General features: G+C 34.4%; 15 protein-coding genes and 2 tRNA genes. 6 read left to right on the forward strand and 11 right to left on the reverse strand.

Features of this window, described 5'->3' with window-relative positions; translation table 11 throughout:
• Positions 1-67: 67 nt before the first annotated feature.
• The 5 genes from sufB to BARBAKC583_RS03975 are packed head-to-tail and all read left to right on the forward strand — an operon-like array spanning position 68 to position 5,324.
• Positions 68-1,579, forward strand: a complete 1,512-nt coding sequence (gene sufB, locus BARBAKC583_RS03955) for a Fe-S cluster assembly protein SufB (RefSeq protein WP_005767122.1) — start codon at positions 68-70, stop codon at positions 1,577-1,579.
• 58 nt (positions 1,580-1,637) lie between these two features.
• Positions 1,638-2,393 (forward strand): Fe-S cluster assembly ATPase SufC, encoded by a 756-nt coding sequence (gene sufC / locus BARBAKC583_RS03960; RefSeq protein WP_005767124.1) that lies wholly within the window; start codon positions 1,638-1,640, stop codon positions 2,391-2,393.
• A gap of 11 nt (positions 2,394-2,404) precedes the next feature.
• The gene (gene sufD, locus BARBAKC583_RS03965; RefSeq protein ID WP_005767126.1) at positions 2,405-3,676 is read left to right on the forward strand and encodes a Fe-S cluster assembly protein SufD; all 1,272 of its coding nucleotides are present in this window, start codon (positions 2,405-2,407) and stop codon (positions 3,674-3,676) included.
• A 9-nt stretch (positions 3,677-3,685) separates the two neighbouring features.
• Entirely contained in the window at positions 3,686-4,930 is a 1,245-nt protein-coding gene (locus BARBAKC583_RS03970) for a cysteine desulfurase (RefSeq protein WP_005767128.1), read from the forward strand.
• Positions 4,923-5,324 carry an SUF system Fe-S cluster assembly protein gene (locus tag BARBAKC583_RS03975; protein ID WP_005767130.1) on the forward strand — a complete coding sequence of 134 codons (402 nt, stop codon included), beginning with the start codon at positions 4,923-4,925 and terminating at the stop codon, positions 5,322-5,324. The genes BARBAKC583_RS03970 and BARBAKC583_RS03975 overlap by 8 nt, the downstream gene beginning before the upstream one ends.
• A gap of 269 nt (positions 5,325-5,593) precedes the next feature.
• Here BARBAKC583_RS03975 and BARBAKC583_RS03980 read toward each other — a convergent pair.
• A tRNA-Ser gene (locus tag BARBAKC583_RS03980) sits at positions 5,594-5,683 on the reverse strand.
• Positions 5,684-5,865: 182 nt separating this feature from the next.
• Positions 5,866-7,080, reverse strand: coding sequence for a UbiH/UbiF family hydroxylase (locus tag BARBAKC583_RS03985; protein WP_005767132.1), 1,215 nt, complete (start codon positions 7,078-7,080; stop codon positions 5,866-5,868).
• A gap of 183 nt (positions 7,081-7,263) precedes the next feature.
• Between BARBAKC583_RS03985 and pcsA the strand changes: the two genes are divergently transcribed.
• The gene (gene pcsA / locus BARBAKC583_RS03990) at positions 7,264-8,025 is read left to right on the forward strand and encodes a phosphatidylcholine synthase (RefSeq protein ID WP_011807364.1); all 762 of its coding nucleotides are present in this window, start codon (positions 7,264-7,266) and stop codon (positions 8,023-8,025) included.
• Positions 8,026-8,132: 107 nt separating this feature from the next.
• Here pcsA and BARBAKC583_RS03995 read toward each other — a convergent pair whose 3' ends face one another.
• From BARBAKC583_RS03995 to rpsD, 9 genes are all read right to left on the reverse strand, one after another.
• Complete coding sequence (locus tag BARBAKC583_RS03995) at positions 8,133-8,948, reverse strand: MBL fold metallo-hydrolase (RefSeq protein ID WP_005767144.1); 816 nt, start codon at positions 8,946-8,948, stop codon at positions 8,133-8,135.
• A 10-nt stretch (positions 8,949-8,958) separates the two neighbouring features.
• Positions 8,959-9,732 (reverse strand): TatD family hydrolase, encoded by a 774-nt coding sequence (locus BARBAKC583_RS04000; RefSeq protein ID WP_005767146.1) that lies wholly within the window; start codon positions 9,730-9,732, stop codon positions 8,959-8,961.
• The gene (gene metG / locus BARBAKC583_RS04005; RefSeq protein ID WP_005767147.1) at positions 9,722-11,281 is read right to left on the reverse strand and encodes a methionine--tRNA ligase; all 1,560 of its coding nucleotides are present in this window, start codon (positions 11,279-11,281) and stop codon (positions 9,722-9,724) included. Before metG ends, BARBAKC583_RS04000 begins: the two co-directional genes overlap by 11 nt.
• A gap of 73 nt (positions 11,282-11,354) precedes the next feature.
• Complete coding sequence (locus BARBAKC583_RS04010; protein WP_005767149.1) at positions 11,355-12,398, reverse strand: DNA polymerase III subunit delta'; 1,044 nt, start codon at positions 12,396-12,398, stop codon at positions 11,355-11,357.
• Positions 12,395-13,039: a dTMP kinase gene (gene tmk, locus BARBAKC583_RS04015; RefSeq protein ID WP_005767151.1), complete on the reverse strand. Its 645-nt coding sequence runs from the start codon at positions 13,037-13,039 to the stop codon at positions 12,395-12,397. Before tmk ends, BARBAKC583_RS04010 begins: the two co-directional genes overlap by 4 nt.
• A gap of 270 nt (positions 13,040-13,309) precedes the next feature.
• Positions 13,310-14,155: a septal ring lytic transglycosylase RlpA family protein gene (locus BARBAKC583_RS04020; protein WP_005767158.1), complete on the reverse strand. Its 846-nt coding sequence runs from the start codon at positions 14,153-14,155 to the stop codon at positions 13,310-13,312.
• 412 nt (positions 14,156-14,567) lie between these two features.
• Positions 14,568-14,643, reverse strand: a tRNA-Lys gene (locus tag BARBAKC583_RS04025).
• A 380-nt stretch (positions 14,644-15,023) separates the two neighbouring features.
• A complete protein-coding gene (gene ttcA, locus BARBAKC583_RS04030) occupies positions 15,024-15,860 on the reverse strand; it encodes a tRNA 2-thiocytidine(32) synthetase TtcA (protein ID WP_005767165.1) in 837 nt (278 codons plus the stop codon).
• A 264-nt stretch (positions 15,861-16,124) separates the two neighbouring features.
• Positions 16,125-16,742, reverse strand: coding sequence for a 30S ribosomal protein S4 (rpsD, locus tag BARBAKC583_RS04035; protein WP_005767167.1), 618 nt, complete (start codon positions 16,740-16,742; stop codon positions 16,125-16,127).
• Positions 16,743-16,867 lie beyond the last annotated feature (125 nt).

Here is a 16,867-nt window from a genome sequence, read left to right on the forward strand (position 1 = left end):
TTTTATTTCATGAAAAAGCAAGGTCTTTAATCACCGGTTTTAGGCACCGGCAAAATGGAGAAAGTTGATGCCGGCAGTACAAGAGACGATACGTCAGGTACGTGAAATAGATGTCGATCAGTATAAATATGGTTTTGAAACCAATATTGAAATGGATAAAGCTCCAAAAGGCTTAAATGAAGATATTATTCGATTTATTTCTGCTAAAAAAGGTGAACCTGAATGGATGTTGATGTGGCGTTTGCAAGCTCTTCACCGCTGGTCTACAATGGAAGAGCCTAATTGGGCGCGTATTCAATATCCCAAAATTAATTTTCAAGATCTTTGTTATTATGCTGCTCCTAAAAATCATACTGGACCAAAATCTTTAGATGAAGTTGATCCTGAATTATTAGCAACTTACGAAAAACTTGGCATTCCTCTTAAAGAGCAAGAAATTTTAGCTGGAGTAAAAAAACAAACCGAAAATTCTGCTCTTGATGATAATATTTATGGTTCCGGACGAGTGGCTGTTGATGCGGTTTTTGACTCTGTTTCTGTTGTGACAACATTTAAAGAAGAGTTAGCGCGTGCTGGTGTCATTTTTTGTTCTATTTCAGAAGCAATTACTGAACATCCCACCTTGATTAAAGAATATTTAGGAACAGTGGTTCCAGTTAGTGATAATTATTATGCCGCTTTAAATGCTGCTGTTTTTACAGATGGTTCATTTGTTTATATCCCTAAAGACGTTCGTTGTCCTATGGAACTCTCAACTTATTTTAGGATTAATGAACGCAATACAGGTCAATTTGAACGAACATTGATTATTGCAGATGAAAATTCTTACGTGTCTTATCTTGAAGGATGTACAGCACCTCAACGTGATGAAAATCAACTCCATGCTGCTGTTGTTGAACTCGTTGCATTAAAAAATGCTGAAATTAAATACTCTACAGTACAAAATTGGTATCCTGGTGATAAAGAAGGTAAAGGTGGTGTTTATAATTTTGTAACGAAACGCGGGGATTGTCGAGGCAACCACTCTAAAATTTCATGGACTCAAATTGAGACAGGTTCTGCAATTACTTGGAAATATCCCTCTTGTTTACTCCGTGGTGATAATTCATCTGGAGAATTTTATTCTATAGCTATTGCAAATGGCTATCAACAAATCGATTCCGGTACAAAAATGATCCATTTAGGAAAAAATACATCAAGTCGTATTATTTCCAAAGGAATTTCAGCAGGCTTTTCAAATAATACTTATCGTGGGCAAGTAACTGCACACCGAAAAGCACAAAATGCTCGTAATTTCACTCAATGTGACAGTTTATTAATTGGCAATAACTGTGGTGCTCATACAGTACCTTATATTGAAGCAAAAAATGCAACAGTCCAATTTGAACATGAAGCAACGACGTCAAAAATATCCGATGATCAACTTTTTTATGTTATGCAAAGAGGGATTCCTGAAGAAGAAGCTATCGCGTTAATCGTTAATGGTTTTGTAAAAGAAGTTATTCAAAAGCTTCCCATGGAATTTGCGGTTGAAGCACAAAAGCTCATTGGTATTAGCCTCGAGGGTAGTGTAGGTTAATTATTGATAAAATAGAAATGCTCGTTGAATATTAAAATAACGAAACCAGGATTAAATTATGTTAGAAATCAAAAATTTACATGCTCGTATTGCTGAAACCAATACAGAGATTATTTGTGATTTAAATTTAACGGTTCAAGATGGTGAAGTTGCTGCCATTATGGGACAAAATGGAGCAGGGAAGTCTACTTTATCTTATTTGCTTGCTGGTCATGATGATTACAAAATAACAAAGGGAGATATTCTTTATAATGGACAATCCATTTTAGAGATGGATCCAGCAGAACGTGCAGCATTTGGTATTTTTCTTGCATTTCAATATCCGATGGAAATACCAGGTATTGCGACAATGGAATTTTTAAAGGTTGCTATGAATTCTCAACGTAAAGCTCGCAATGATGAAGAGCTTAAAATTCCTCAATTTATTAAACGTGTTAAAGAAATTGCTTCCAAACTTGAAATCGATATGGGCATGCTTAAGCGCCCATTAAATGTTGGCTTTTCAGGTGGAGAAAAAAAACGAGCTGAAATTCTTCAAATGGCTCTACTTGAACCTACGCTTTGTATTTTAGATGAGACAGATTCTGGTTTAGATATTGATGCATTAAAAATTGTTGCTGATGGTGTTAACAGACTTCGTAGCCTGAAACGCTCATTTTTAATTATTACTCACTATCAGCGGTTGCTTGATTATATTGTGCCAGATACGGTGCATATTCTCCATAAAGGTCGTATCATAAAAAGTGGAGACAAATCATTAGCACTTTATTTAGAAAAAAATGGATATGCTGATATCATCGGTGAAGCAGCTTGAGGTCATTAAATATGAGTATGAACTCGCAGCAAGAATTAATAAAAGTTGAAACCGATATCATCAATAATTTCAATCAACGTGTGAGCAACTTACCAGGCAATAAAGAAGTGCAGGCGGTACGCAGAAGGGCTATTGAGTTATTTCAAAAAACAAAGTTGCCTTCACGCAAAATTGAAAATTGGCATTATACTAATCTACGTACTTTATTGAAATCTGTTAGTGACTTTTCAGAAATAAATAATAAAAAATTGGTCAATCCATTACTTTCAGAAAATATTATTTTTTCTATCCAAAATGGTAAAGCACTCACACAATCAAAAATAGCGAATATTACAGTAAAAAAAATTGCAGATCTATTAGAAGAAAATGATACAAAAATAATAGATCAAGTGATTGCTGATGACGATTTTATCGGGCAATTAAATACAGCTTTTGTTACAGATGGTTGGATTTTTCAAATTCCTGAAAATACAAAATTAGATATCCCAATCGAGTTACAAAATATTCAAATGAGTGGGCAATCGCATATTTTTTCAGAAATTAAGGTTGAAAAAAACAGTCAAATTACAATGATTGAACGCCAAATTGGTAACGACCAAAATAGCCTTGTCAGTTCTATATGTTCACTGAATGTTGCAGCGCATAGTGATGTTACATGGATCCTTATCCGAGATCGAGGAATGAATTCTACACAATTTGGTCGATTTCGTGCTGTGCTTGGTGAAAATGCTAAATTATCACTTTATATAATTAATATAGGTAGCCAGCTTAATCGTCAGGAAATTGATATAGAATTACAGGAAAAAGAAGCTGATTTTCAATTGCGTGTAATCAATTTATTATCTGGGCAAACGCATAGTGATATTACAATGAATGTTCTCCACGTTGAAGAGGGGACAACCTCAACGGAAATCATACGCAATGTTATCACGGATAAGGCTCATGGTGTTTTTCAAGGAATGATACGTGTTGCAAAAAAAGCTCAAAAAACAGATGCACGTATGGCTTGTAATAGTCTTATCCTTTCAGATGATGCAGAATTTTATGCAAAACCTGAGCTAGAGATTTTCGCTGATGATGTTTCTTGTGGTCATGGTGCAACGGTTACTAAAATTAACCGTGACCATCTTTTTTATCTAATGGCACGTGGTATTTCCTTTAAAACAGCTCGCGCACTTCTAATTAAGGGGTTTGTTTCAGAATTAATTGATGACATCAATCAAGATGACGTCCAAACTATTTTGAATAATATTCTTAGTAACTGGTTAAACAAAAATGTCTAAGGCAAAAAAATGGAAAATTACACACAAACATTAAATTATAATGTAGAAGAAATTCGACGTGATTTTCCTATTTTGCATCATACTATTTATGGTAAGCGATTAGCTTATCTTGACAACGGGGCTTCTTCTCAAAAGCCACAACCAGTTCTCGATGCAATGAATAATATTCATCGAAGCAGTTATGCTAATGTACATCGAGGAATACATTTTTTATCAAATTCAGCAACACAATTTTATGAAAATTCTCGTGAAACGGTTCGTGCTTTTTTAAATGCACAAACAGTTGAAGAAGTTATTTTTACTAAAAATGCAACAGAAGCTATCAATACCGTGGCTTATGGCTGGGGAATGTCTAGATTGAGTGAAGGTGATGAAATCATCCTCACGATCATGGAACATCATTCAAATATCATTCCCTGGCATTTTATCCGTGAACGCAAAGGTGTTAAGCTTGTTTTTGTGCCCGTTGATGAAGATGGTATTTTACACATTGAAGATATTCAAAAAGCTTTCAGTAATAAAACTCGGCTTGTTGCTATTACTCATATGTCGAATGTATTGGGAACTGTCCCCCCTGTTAAAGAGATAGTAAAGCTAGCGCACCAAAATGCTGTTCCCGTCCTTATCGATGGTTCTCAGGGAGTTGTGCATTTAACAGTTGATATGCAAGATCTTGATTGTGATTGGTATGTTTTTACCGGTCATAAGATTTATGGTCCTACAGGTATCGGTGTTCTTTATGGGAAAAAATCTCGCTTAGAAGAGATGCATCCTTTTCAAGGAGGAGGGGAGATGATCGAGGAGATAACAGTTGATCAAGTTTCCTACAACTCTCTTCCATATCGTTTTGAAGCTGGAACTCCTCCTATAGTAGAGGCTGTTGGATTGGCTACTGCTATTAATTACATAGATGAAAAAAATAAAAATTCTATTCATGCACATGAAATGGAACTTTTGGCTTATGTGCATGAAAGGCTTGAAACAGTTAAATCATTGCGTATTTATGGTCGTGCTCCTAATAAGGGACCTATCGTATCTTTTACAATTGAAGGCATTCATCCACATGATATCGCAATGTTTATTGATCGAGAAGGTATTGCTATACGTGCAGGAACACATTGCGCACAGCCTCTATTACAACATTTTGGCTCAACATCAACTTGCCGTGCATCATTAGCCATGTATAATAATCACGAAGATGTTGATCAACTAGTTAAAGCATTAGAAAAAGCAAGGACATTTTTTAATGGATAAACCAATTGAAGCATGTGATTCTGCTCAATCAGTTGATATAGAAGGCGGAAAAGAAAAAGCTTATATATCAACAATCCCAGCAGCTGAAATTGATCGTATGACGAATGATATCATTGCTGCTCTTAAAACTATTTATGATCCGGAAATTCCTGCTGATATTTATGAACTAGGGTTGATTTATCGTATTGATATTGAAGATGATCGTTCAGTAAAAATTGAAATGACACTCACAGCACCTGGTTGTCCTGTTGCAGGTGAAATGCCAGGCTGGGTAGAAAATGCTGTGAGTGCAGTTGAGGGTGTTTTAGGAGTTGAAGTGGTCATGACATTTGACCCACCATGGACACCCGATTTTATGTCAGAAGAGGCGCAAGTCTCTACCGGATTATACTAAAATTTTTCTAAATAAAAAGCATAAAGCACTTTTCTTCAATGTGAATCTCACCAAAAGGTATCTTCACATTGTCAGCTTTTAGCTTATAGATTTTACTTAAGTTGCGTCTGCAAATAAAGAGGGTTTTATGCTCGAGATTTAACGAGCAGATCATTGAGAAATGCTATCAATCAAAATATCTATAAAGAAAGAACTGATCGTTTAAAATGACAATTTTTAGAAAAATGGTAAGCCAAAATTTTTTTAGAAAGGGGGAGGTCATATTAGTGTGGCGGAGGGGGTGGGATTCGAACCCACGGTACAGTCTCCTGCACGCCGGTTTTCAAGACCGGTGCCTTAAACCGCTCGGCCACCCCTCCAAAACATTTTCAAGATACACGCTTTTACAGGGTTCTTGCCAAAGGTCAACCACCCAAATACAATTCTGAACATTTTTAATGTAATTATTTTTGTCCTTTGATCAATATTTATTTTTAATTTGTAAGATATTTTAATACAACCTAAAAGTGTGTTCTTTTAATTATCAATAACACATCCGTTTTTAAGTGATTTTTCTTGTAAATAGTCGCATCACTTCCTTTAATCCATAACCGGGATGTATTCCTTCTCGCATAAAAAAATTACGTAACGGCGAAAAATTACGTAATAACTCAAATCCAATGCTTCGCATAATATGAATAAGAAACATATTAGAAAGCAGAGTACAATTTAGTGCATGAACAGATGCTGCATGAATAAATATATCAGGTTTACGATATCGATTATAATAGGAAATAATCGTCTTAGGATTAAAATCAGAGGCTTTATTAGATAAAATATCAATTAAAGTTTGAACATCGCGAAATCCCAAATTTAATCCTTGTGCTCCAATAGGAGGAAAAACATGAGCGGCTTCTCCTACTAAAATTGTTCGATTAGCAGCAAAACAACTCGCAATAAGACCTAAGAGAGGGTAGGCTTGAACTGCTGTGTCTACTGTTATCTTACCGAGCATTGATTGCATTTTATCTTCAATCATTTTAGCAATCACTTCAGGCTTCATATTCAATAATTCTTTAGCATGAATGAGATTAGAAACCCATACAAGACTAGATCTATTTCCTGGTAAAGGAACTTGTGTAAAAGGACCATCTTTTGTATGAAATTCATTCGATATATTATTATGAGGCAAAGTATGTAAAAAATTTAAGATAAGAGCTGTTTGTGGATAGTTCCATTGTTTCACATTAATTCCAGCTGCTTGCCGTGCTAAAGAGTTCCGTCCATCAGCTGCAATAATAAGTGATGCTTGAACTAACTGACCATCTGAAAGAGTAACACATACATGATCTTGTTGATGATGAAAGGATTTTGCTAAAGAAGAAAACTTTACAATATCTGGTTTATGCGTGATGGCATGCATTAAAGCATTGTTTAGTGTGGAATTAGGTATATTATAACCAAAAAATTCTTCATTAATCTCAGAAGAATAAAAACTTATAGTAGGAGAGCGTATAATCCTAGATGTTGCATCAGTAATTCTTATTGAGGATAAAGCTGCAGCATGACATTTGATAGTATCCCAAATGTTAAGCTTTTGAAGCATACGAATTGCTGGCATCATAAGAGCAGATGTCCTTAGTTCATTCGTATGGAGAGGCAAACCAATAAGAGAAACAGAATAACCTTCGTGTGCAAGATTAAGCGCTGTTAGCATACCAACTGGACCTGTACCAATAACAGCTATATCGCTATGTCCGTTTTTTTTAGATATCACAATAATTTAATTCTTTTTAATTTATCAATTATTTTAAAGACAAAAAAAGTATTTTTTTCTTATTGCATAACCTAATAAATATTACGATACAAAAAAGTAATAAATTTTGTATTTTTTTATAGATCAATCATACAAAAAAAATAATATAGTCATAGGGTATGGGGGTAGATAAAGAGTTGAGAAATGAGAATAAAAAAATTGAAACTTAAATCAAACTGTTTGTGCAAAAAAACAATAATAGCACCACAAGCGAGAGCTTTTTCTGTCCACTTGCTAACAGCTTCAGGTTCATTTTTAGCATTTCTTTCTTTAATATCTGCATCTGAAAAAGAGTGGATTACTATGTTTTGTTGGCTTGGACTTGCTCTTCTTATTGATGGAATCGATGGGCCAATTGCACGCAAACTTGATGTTAAATCTGTACTGCCAACGTGGTCTGGTGAATTATTAGATAACATTATTGATTATGTAACTTATGTTTTAATCCCAGCTTTTGCGCTTTATCAAAGCGGTTTTATGGAACCAGGATTATCGTTTTTATTAAGTGCTATTGTTGTTATTTCTTCAGCTATCTACTACGCAGATACTGAAATGAAAACAAAAGAGAATTTTTTTAAAGGATTTCCTGTAGTTTGGAATATGATGCTTTTCATGCTTTTTGTGGTAAAGCCAGGAGAATGGATTGTTTTTATCACTGTTTTGCTTTCAGCAATTCTTTCTTTTTTACCGATTTATTTTATTCATCCAGTAAGAGTTATTCGTTTACGCATGTTTAATCTTCCAATTTTTCTTATATGGTGTGTTTTCGGCGCTGCTGCACTTTATTATCAGTTTAATACCCCATATTGGGTTAAGGTTGGAATTTCAATTACTGGCATCTATATTTACTGTATTGGGGCTATCATGCAGTTATTCCCCAAATTAGGTGCACAAAAGAATAATTAGATAAATATTTCAGAGCATATTTTTTGTGTGTTTATTAAAAAGTTCCATAATATATATTATGCAATTACAAGATAAACACTGTACGGTAGCAGCTTGTTTCTTTTACTCTAATTTTCAGCTTCAATTTCAAAGCTAAGTCCTTGATATGCTGGTTCAACATGCGATGGAACGTATTTTATAATATCGTCATAATCTAGCGAATTATCCATATGTGTTAATATCGCTCGTTTGGGCTTAAGATAATTTATCCAATATAATGCTTGATCAACCGAAAAATGACTAGGATGAGGTTTAAATTGAAGAGCATCAATAATTAAAACATCCAAATTCATAAGACCTGGAAGTATTTTTTCAGGAAATTGGTTCACATCTGTGCAATAAGCAACATTGCAAATACGAAAACCCAAAGAATGAATAGTACCATGAATCTGTAAATGTGTGTTAAAAGTAATCTCTCCACCCTGCCCGCTAATTGTGAATTTACTCTCTTCATCTATAAGATGCGCTTTTAAAATGGGAGAATAACATGATCCCTTTGGCGTTTGGAAGCAATAACCAAAAGCCTTATTAAGGTGCTCTAGCGTGAATGCGTTTGCATAAATATCTATTAAACACTTTTGTGCAAGTGCATAGCTACGTAAATCGTTAATACCATGGGTGTGATCTGCATGAGGATGCGTGTAAATAGCAGCATTAAGATGGCTAACACGCATATCTAACATTTGTGATCGAAAATCTGGACCAGTATCAATAATAACAGTTGTTTTTAAGCCTGATTTTTGAATTCTCTCAACTAATAAAGAAGTTCTATAACGCTTATTTTTAGGATTATTCGGATCACACGCTCCCCAAAAACCATTAGGACGCGGAACTCCTGGTGATGAACCACAACCCAATATCGTAAATCGGTAGCAATCAGACATTCTTTTTATCTTATTTCATTTTACTAAACAAACGAAAGGCATTTTGTGTTGTGATCTGAGCCGTTTCTTCAATGCTCAAACCAAGAATTTCAGCTAGCACAGCTGCAGTATAACATACAAAAGATGGCTCATTTATTTTGCCACGATGAGGCATTGGTGCTAAAAATGGCGCATCTGTTTCAACTAATAAACGTTCATGAGGTACACTCTTTGCTATTTCACGAATTTTAAGTGCATTTTTAAATGTGAGAATACCTGAAAAAGATACATACCCACCAAGTTCAATACCAGCACGAGCAAGCCGCGTTCCAGATGAATAGCAATGAAGAATAAAGGGAAACTCCCCCTCCTTCATTTGTTCATATAATATTTGCTCCATATCTGTATCAGCATTGCGTGAATGAATAACAAGAGGTAGCTGTGTCTCTCGAGAAGCAATAATATGTTCTAGAAAGCTTTTTTTTTGCTCTTGCGGTGAAGAATAATCATAATGATAATCAAGTCCAGCTTCACCTAATGCAACAATTTTAGAATGCTTTGATAAGTGAATAAGGTCTTCAGCTTTAATATTTTGTTCTTCATGCGCATTATTGGGGTGTGTTCCAACAGAACAAAAAATTTGATCATAATTTTGTGCAATCATTAAAAGCTTATCCAATTTATGAACATATGTTGAAATCGTTATCATACGTCCAATATCAGAAGTTAGAGCTCGTTGAATAACACCATCTAAATCTTGTGCAAAATCTTCAAAATCAAGATGGCAGTGTGTATCAATTAGCATCATGAATATCACCCTTTTCAAGGATATATCGAGGAAAAATTGCTTCTGGTGGTGGAAGATCAGTCCCTTCCTCAATCCTTAAACTGCTTATATGGTGCAACAATCGATTGTCTTCAGGAATGGCAAGACTGTCAAGAAGCTTAGCAGCTGATTGCGGAATGAAAGGCAAAAGCATAATACCTATCCGTCGCAAACTTTCCACAGTTACATAAAGAACTGTACAAAATCTTTTTGGATTATTTTTACGTAAACTCCAAGGTTCTTCACTAGCAAAATAGCGATTAGCATTTGCTATAACTGAAAAAATAGCTGAAAGTGCTAAATGTGGTGCCTGACATGACATGGTTTGGCGTGCTACTTCAAGCGCTTGAAGAGATTGTTCCAAAAGCTGTTGATCCTGAGTTAAAAATGTATCTGGAACAGGAACTTTTGCATCGCAATTCTTTTGCAGCATAGACAAAGAGCGTTGTGCCAAATTCCCAAGATCATTAGCAAGATCTGCATTGACACGGTTAACCAAACTATCATGGCTATAACTACCGTCCTGCCCGAATGGTACTTCACGAAGGAAAAAATAACGCACTTGATCAACACCATAATGATCAATCATTTTAAAAGGATCAACGACATTTCCGATAGACTTTGACATCTTTTCACCGCGGTTGAACAAAAAACCATGTGCAAAAATACGCTTAGGCAATTCAATTCCCGCTGATAGTAAAAATGCTGGCCAATAAATTGCGTGAAAACGAATAATGTCTTTACCAACGACATGAACATTAGCAGGCCAGTAATCACGTTTTTGCGCAGTATTATCAAAAAAGCCAATGGCTGTAAGATAATTTGTCAGTGCATCAACCCAGACATACATCACATGCTCTGGATTATTAGGAACAGAGACTCCCCAATTGAAATTAATCCGTGAAATAGAAATATCTTTCAAGCCTGATTTAACAAAACTTATAATCTCGTTACGTCGTTCATTAGGACCAATAAAATCAGGATATTTTTCATAATGTTCAAGCAGAGCGTCTCCATAACGAGAAAGTCTAAAAAAATAACTTTCTTCTTCATTCCATTCAACTGGAGATCCTAGCTCTTTCTCACAACGGATTCCGTTTTCTCTAATTTCAGTATCCTTTTGCTCATAATAAGATTCTTGGCGAACTGAATACCAACCAGCATAGCGATCAAGATAAATATCGCCATTGGCTTCCATTTTTTTCCACATCACTTGACAGGTTTGATGATGCCGCTCTTCCGTTGTGCGAATAAAATCATCGTTAGAGCAATTTAATGCCGTTAGCATTTTTTGAAAAAGAGCACTATTACGATCGGCAAGTTGTTGAGGTGTTATATTTAACGCTTCTGCTGTTTTTTGCATCTTGAGACCGTGTTCATCTGTACCAGATAGAAAAAATACATTTTTTCTATCTAATCTCTGAAAACGGGCTAATGCATCACTTGCAATAGCATTATAAGCATGCCCAATATGCGGAGCGCCATTAGGATAAAAAATTGGAGTTGTTATATAATACGTATCAGACATGTTATTATCCACTTTAAAACGTAAGAAAAGAAATATAATGGCATAACGCTTGTCATATTGTCATGGAAAAAGCTTACGTTTGTTGAATAATCTTATGAATTTTAAAAAGAAGATTGATAATAAATTGTTTTTTATCAAGATTAAATAACTGCATTTCTAATATTTCTTGATGAATATTCTGCCATATTTGCGCATATTTTTTTGATAAAGCAAGAGCTCCTTGCTCAGCGAAGAGGATAGCTTTTTTTTGAATCCTATCAAGAATTTCATCACAAAATTGTTGAAATTGGATATCCAAATCAAATGATGAAAGTGCTTGAGCAAGGTTATGGACAATAGCTAGGTTACAGGTAGATTGCTTGAAAAGATTATCAAGGGTTTTAGCAATTTCAAATCCACCATAGCTAATAAGTAATGCTGCTTTCCGAGGCCTACCTTCAGATTTCTGAATAATCATTTTAACAGTTTCTTCATCGCTTAGCGCTTGCTTAGGTATAATATGCGAAATTACTTGTTTCATTTCGTCATCATGCAATGATCGCAACAAAACTTGTTGGCATCGTGAACGAATCGTTGAAAGCAATTTTCTTGAAGAATGCGTAATAATAATGAATAAAGTTTTTTCTGGAGGTTCTTCAAGTGTTTTAAGAATTGCATTAGCGGCATTTCTATTCATATCATCTGCAGGATCAATGATAACAACACGCCACTCACCATTTCGCGATGTTTGCTTCAAGAAATACATCATATTGCGAATGTCATCAATTGATATACCTGTTTTGAATTTTTTTGTTTTTGAATCAAAACGACGTGCAACATAGACAAGATTAGGATGACTCCCCTGCGCAATTTGGCGCCATATAACTGAATCATACTCTGGTTGTAAAAATCCATTCTCTTGATTGCTTAAAATATTCCAAGCAAAGTGAAACGCCAACGTCGCTTTGCCAATTCCTCGCTCTCCTTCAAATAATAATGCGTGGTGTAAACGTTTTTCCTTACGAAGCTGAGCTAAAAAATGACGAACCTCTTCATGACCAATGATAATATTATTTTGTAATGGCGATAAAATTCCTTCAATATCATCATGTTGGCGCAAAAAGTTAATATCGTTCATGAAGAATGATCCAGTATTACCTGATGACAAATATCTTTTATTTGGCAAGCAATTTCTTCTACTGTACCTGTTGCATCAATGACCTGAATCCTATTAGGTTCATTTTTTGCTAATTGAAGGAAAGCTTGTCGTCTTTGTTCTTGAATCTTCAATTCATCTTTTTCAAAATGATCAATTATTCCAGATTCTTTTCTTCGCAATTTTACACGCTCCATACTAGATATTGCAGGTACATCTAATAAAAATGTTAAATTGGGCATCACCCCATTTATACCAATACATTCTAAAATAGAGAGAAGATAGGAATCTACTTTATTATTTAATCCTTGATAAACGCGTGTAGAATCAATAAATCGATCACATAAAACAATCTTACCTGCTTGCAAAGCAGGCTTAATAACTTCAGCAACGTGATCAGCCCGCGCTGCTGTAAATAAAACTGCTTCAATAAATGATCCATATTGGATTGCACTACCTGATAGTAAAATATAGCGTATAATCTCTGCGCCTGCGGTGCCTCCAGGTTCTCTTGTTATAACAACTTCATATCCTTTACTACGGAAGTAATGAGCAAGCAAAGAAATTTGAGTTGTTTTACCTACGCCTTCCCCTCCCTCAAATGTAATAAAATAACCCAACACGTATAAACCTTAATTCCTTATTTAGTGTAGATTATAAATTAGTGTAGATTTATGCCCGTAATTATATAGATCAGCTATTATTTTATAAAATGCATCTTTGTTTTTTGTAAAAAATCTTTCAAAAAACTGCAATTAAGGGAAACAGAATTCTGTAATCTACTGCAAATAAACGCGTGACCAATTATATTTTTCTTTTCAAAAATTATTTAAAATCAAAAACTTAACAATTAGCCATTTCTTCTGAAATAAGAAAAATTATATCTGATTTATTTACAGAAAAACCCCAGTGTATGATGATATAGGTTTATCAGCTAAAATTGGACCAATTTCTGGCAATTTTATCCAAGAAGATTTCTTTTGGTTAATAACAACCTTCGTTAATTTCTTTTGACTCTCTCCGTTCAATGCTAAAGACACAGTATCTTTCTTCTTTTCTTCAATATCTGCTAACGCTAACATCATAAGCGAAGTATAATTTCCAGGCTTATAAGAGGCCATTAAATAATCACCGTCATACTTATTAATCGGTGCTTCACTGACATATTCCACTTTAACGTCTACTATTCCATCATCTTTGAAGCCAAGCATTATTGCAGCCTGTTTTGATAAATCAATAATTCTATTTTTCATATAAGGACCACGATCATTAACTCTAACAATGATAGAAGAAGCGTTTTTTAAATTAGTAACACGAACATAGCTAGGTAAAGGCAGTGTAGTATGGGCTGCTGTTAAAAGATTCATATCGTAAATTTCACCATTTGCAGTTAAGCGTCCATGGAAATATTCACCATACCACGATGCTTGCCCAACGCGTTTATAATTTGGATCAGCTTCTGGATAATACCATTTTCCTTTTATTTTATAAGGTTTGCCAACAGAGACCTGTTTATTTTTGTTTTTTGATTTATTTTGTTGATTTGCAGGTTTTGGAGACATAGAAGATTTTTTTATTTTCATTACACCAGATGTCTTGTTGTCTTTAGAGTCTTTCACTGCAAGTTGTGTTGTTTTGCTTGCGCAGGCCGTCAATAATCCAGCAGTAGCTATTATAAAGGAAAATTGAAATGCCAGCTTAATAATCGAGGTCAATTTCTTTTTACTCTTTAAAAACATTTTTAACCCGCCTATTTATTCTCTATTAGCTTTTCTGATTGCGTTCACTGCATATAATTAAGAAAAATTCATTCTAGTAGAAGAAATACTTATATGCTCAATAGAATTTGGGATTATTCTCAAAAGTATTTTTTATCAAGGGGGTAATGTAATACGTTAATATAATATAAAAAAATATTTATTAAGCACTGTAAAAATTTAGATATCATTTTAATATATTTTCAAAAATAAAATTAACAAAAACAATGTATTAAGATATAAAATTACTAATAGAACATAACAATCTAATATAAATAAGCAAAAAATTATTCCCTGTGAACAACAACTACACATTGTTTATTCATGAAATAAAAAAGATACATTTCAGCGAATCATCTTATTAATTTTTGATCAATTTTTATGGAATAGTAGATGGTGAGCGCGCAGGGATTCGAACCCTGGACCTACTGATTAAAAGTCAGTTGCTCTACCAGCTGAGCTACGCGCTCCCAAACAAAAACACTTTGTGTGCAGGAAGTAAGTGGAACATAAGGTTGACTTTTCATTTGGTCAATACTTTTTATTCTTCTTCAATATATTTATCATGAAGAGTTATAATCTAAATATTGAAAATACGCTTTGTATAAAAATAAATTAATTTTTACTTTCTGAATTAAAAAACAAAGTAAATATTTTTTTTCTTTTTCTATTTTCTTTTTTGATTAAGTATACGGATCTATTTTTACTCATTCATAATCATATCAAAAACTTGTGCTCTCTCCTTTTTTTGTGAAATGAAGATTATACATTAAAATTTGCTCTAAAAATTATAAAATAACACTAAATATCAAAGCATTGATCTGATTATTGTTAATAAATACAATGGAATTTAAAAAGAAAAGAGTTTTTTATCAAGTAAATGGCTTGGACGCACATTTGTTAAAGCACGTATCATAGTATCTTTTCGTCCTGGCATTCTTTTTTCGATATCATTGAGCATTACCTTCATTGCATTGCGTTGTAGGCCGTCTTGACTGCCACAGAGATTACAAGGAATAATAGGAAACTGCATTGCTTGAGAAAATTTTTCCATATCTTCTTCAGCAGCGTAAACAAGAGGACGCAAAACAAAAAGATCACCTTCATCATTGATAAGCTTTCCAGGCATAGCTGCTAATCGGCCACCATGGAATAGATTCATAAAAAATGTTTCTAAAACATCATCACGATGGTGTCCAAGAACTAAAGCAGAACATCCTTCTTCACGAGCAATACGGTATAGATGCCCACGTCGTAACCGAGAACAAAGTGAACAATATGTTTGCGTTTGTGCTAACTTACCTGTAACAATTGAATAAGTATCCTGATATTCAATACGGTGTGGAATTTTATAAGATTTCAAAAAATCAGGAAGAATATGCTTTGGAAAACCTGGTTGTCCTTGATCAAGGTTACAAGCTAAAATTTCAACAGGTAACAAACCACGCCACTTTAAATCAAGGAGAAGTGCTAGTAAGCCATAAGAATCTTTTCCCCCGGATAAAGCAACAAGCCATTTTTCTCCTGAGGATAACATAGAAAAATCATCGATTGCTTGCCGCATGTTGCGTAAAAGCCGTTTACGCAATTTATTAAATTCTACAGTTGAAGGGGCATTCCGAAACATCGGATGGCAATCATCAAATCCTTCTTTTAAAAAATCATCTATATTTATGTTTTTTTCCATTGCCTGGTATTCAAGTTGGAGCTTTATTTATAAAGAACACATCTCCATCACTTTATAGCAATGTATAAATCAGTAAAAAGTAGATTATTTCAATCTACGTTAAATTACAGTCTGAAATTGAATTAAAGCAATAAGAGACAACGCTACATACAAAGACTCTCTTTGTACAAAACCACTCTGCCAAAGACACTTGCTTATCTTCTTACAAAGCAAAGAAAAAATGCCTCTGGCATAAATAAAAAATAACGTCTCATGTAAGGTAATTTAACGAGAATAAAACTCAACAACCAAATTAGGTTCCATCTGAACTGCATAAGGAACATCTGAGAAAGCAGGAATACGGACAAAAGTTGCCTTCATCTTGCTATGATCAGCCTCAATATAATCAGGAACATCACGCTCATTTAGTTGCGTAGCTTCCAAAACCAAAAGAAGCTGCTTTGACCTTTCTCGTATTTCGATAACATCACCTGGTTTACAACGATACGATTGAATATTTGTGCGTCGACCATTCACATTCACATGACCGTGATTAATAAATTGACGAGAAGCGAAAATAGTAGGTACAAATTTTGAACGATAAACAATCGCATCTAAACGTGATTCTAAAAGACCGATGAGATTTTCACCAGTATCTCCACGGCGACGAACGGCTTCTTGATAAATTTTACGAAATTGTTTTTCTGAGATATCGCCATAAAAACCTTTTAACTTCTGCTTAGCACATAACTGCACACCATAATCAGAAAGCTTTCCTTTACGACGTTGACCATGCTGACCAGGACCATATTCACGGCGATTAACTGGAGACTTCGGACGACCCCAGATATTTTCTCCTATACGGCGGTCAATTTTATATTTTGCTGATTCGCGCTTACTCATCGCATTCCCTTTAAATAAAAAGAAGATTAAAAATTTAATCTTAAGGAAACGCACCCTCCTCTGCCTTCAAAAATGAAGACTGACAGAATAGCTTTCTCATAATTCAAAAGCTATCCACGGGACAC

Source organism: Bartonella bacilliformis KC583, assembly GCF_000015445.1.
Lineage (GTDB): Bacteria > Pseudomonadota > Alphaproteobacteria > Rhizobiales > Rhizobiaceae > Bartonella > Bartonella bacilliformis.

What these genes read in the sequence shown, in the direction of transcription:
- BARBAKC583_RS03975 (WP_005767130.1), top strand. Translation starts at nt 4,923, where the DNA reads ATGGATAAACCAATTGAAGCATGTGATTCTGCTCAATCAGTTGATATA.
- ttcA (WP_005767165.1), bottom strand. Translation starts at nt 15,860, where the DNA reads ATGGAAAAAAACATAAATATAGATGATTTTTTAAAAGAAGGATTTGAT.
- sufB (WP_005767122.1), top strand. Translation starts at nt 68, where the DNA reads ATGCCGGCAGTACAAGAGACGATACGTCAGGTACGTGAAATAGATGTC.
- BARBAKC583_RS03970 (WP_005767128.1), top strand. Translation starts at nt 3,686, where the DNA reads ATGGAAAATTACACACAAACATTAAATTATAATGTAGAAGAAATTCGA.
- BARBAKC583_RS03995 (WP_005767144.1), bottom strand. Translation starts at nt 8,948, where the DNA reads ATGTCTGATTGCTACCGATTTACGATATTGGGTTGTGGTTCATCACCA.
- BARBAKC583_RS04000 (WP_005767146.1), bottom strand. Translation starts at nt 9,732, where the DNA reads ATGCTAATTGATACACACTGCCATCTTGATTTTGAAGATTTTGCACAA.
- rpsD (WP_005767167.1), bottom strand. Translation starts at nt 16,742, where the DNA reads ATGAGTAAGCGCGAATCAGCAAAATATAAAATTGACCGCCGTATAGGA.
- BARBAKC583_RS04020 (WP_005767158.1), bottom strand. Translation starts at nt 14,155, where the DNA reads ATGTTTTTAAAGAGTAAAAAGAAATTGACCTCGATTATTAAGCTGGCA.
- sufC (WP_005767124.1), top strand. Translation starts at nt 1,638, where the DNA reads ATGTTAGAAATCAAAAATTTACATGCTCGTATTGCTGAAACCAATACA.
- BARBAKC583_RS04010 (WP_005767149.1), bottom strand. Translation starts at nt 12,398, where the DNA reads ATGAACGATATTAACTTTTTGCGCCAACATGATGATATTGAAGGAATT.
- pcsA (WP_011807364.1), top strand. Translation starts at nt 7,264, where the DNA reads ATGAGAATAAAAAAATTGAAACTTAAATCAAACTGTTTGTGCAAAAAA.
- metG (WP_005767147.1), bottom strand. Translation starts at nt 11,281, where the DNA reads ATGTCTGATACGTATTATATAACAACTCCAATTTTTTATCCTAATGGC.
- sufD (WP_005767126.1), top strand. Translation starts at nt 2,405, where the DNA reads ATGAGTATGAACTCGCAGCAAGAATTAATAAAAGTTGAAACCGATATC.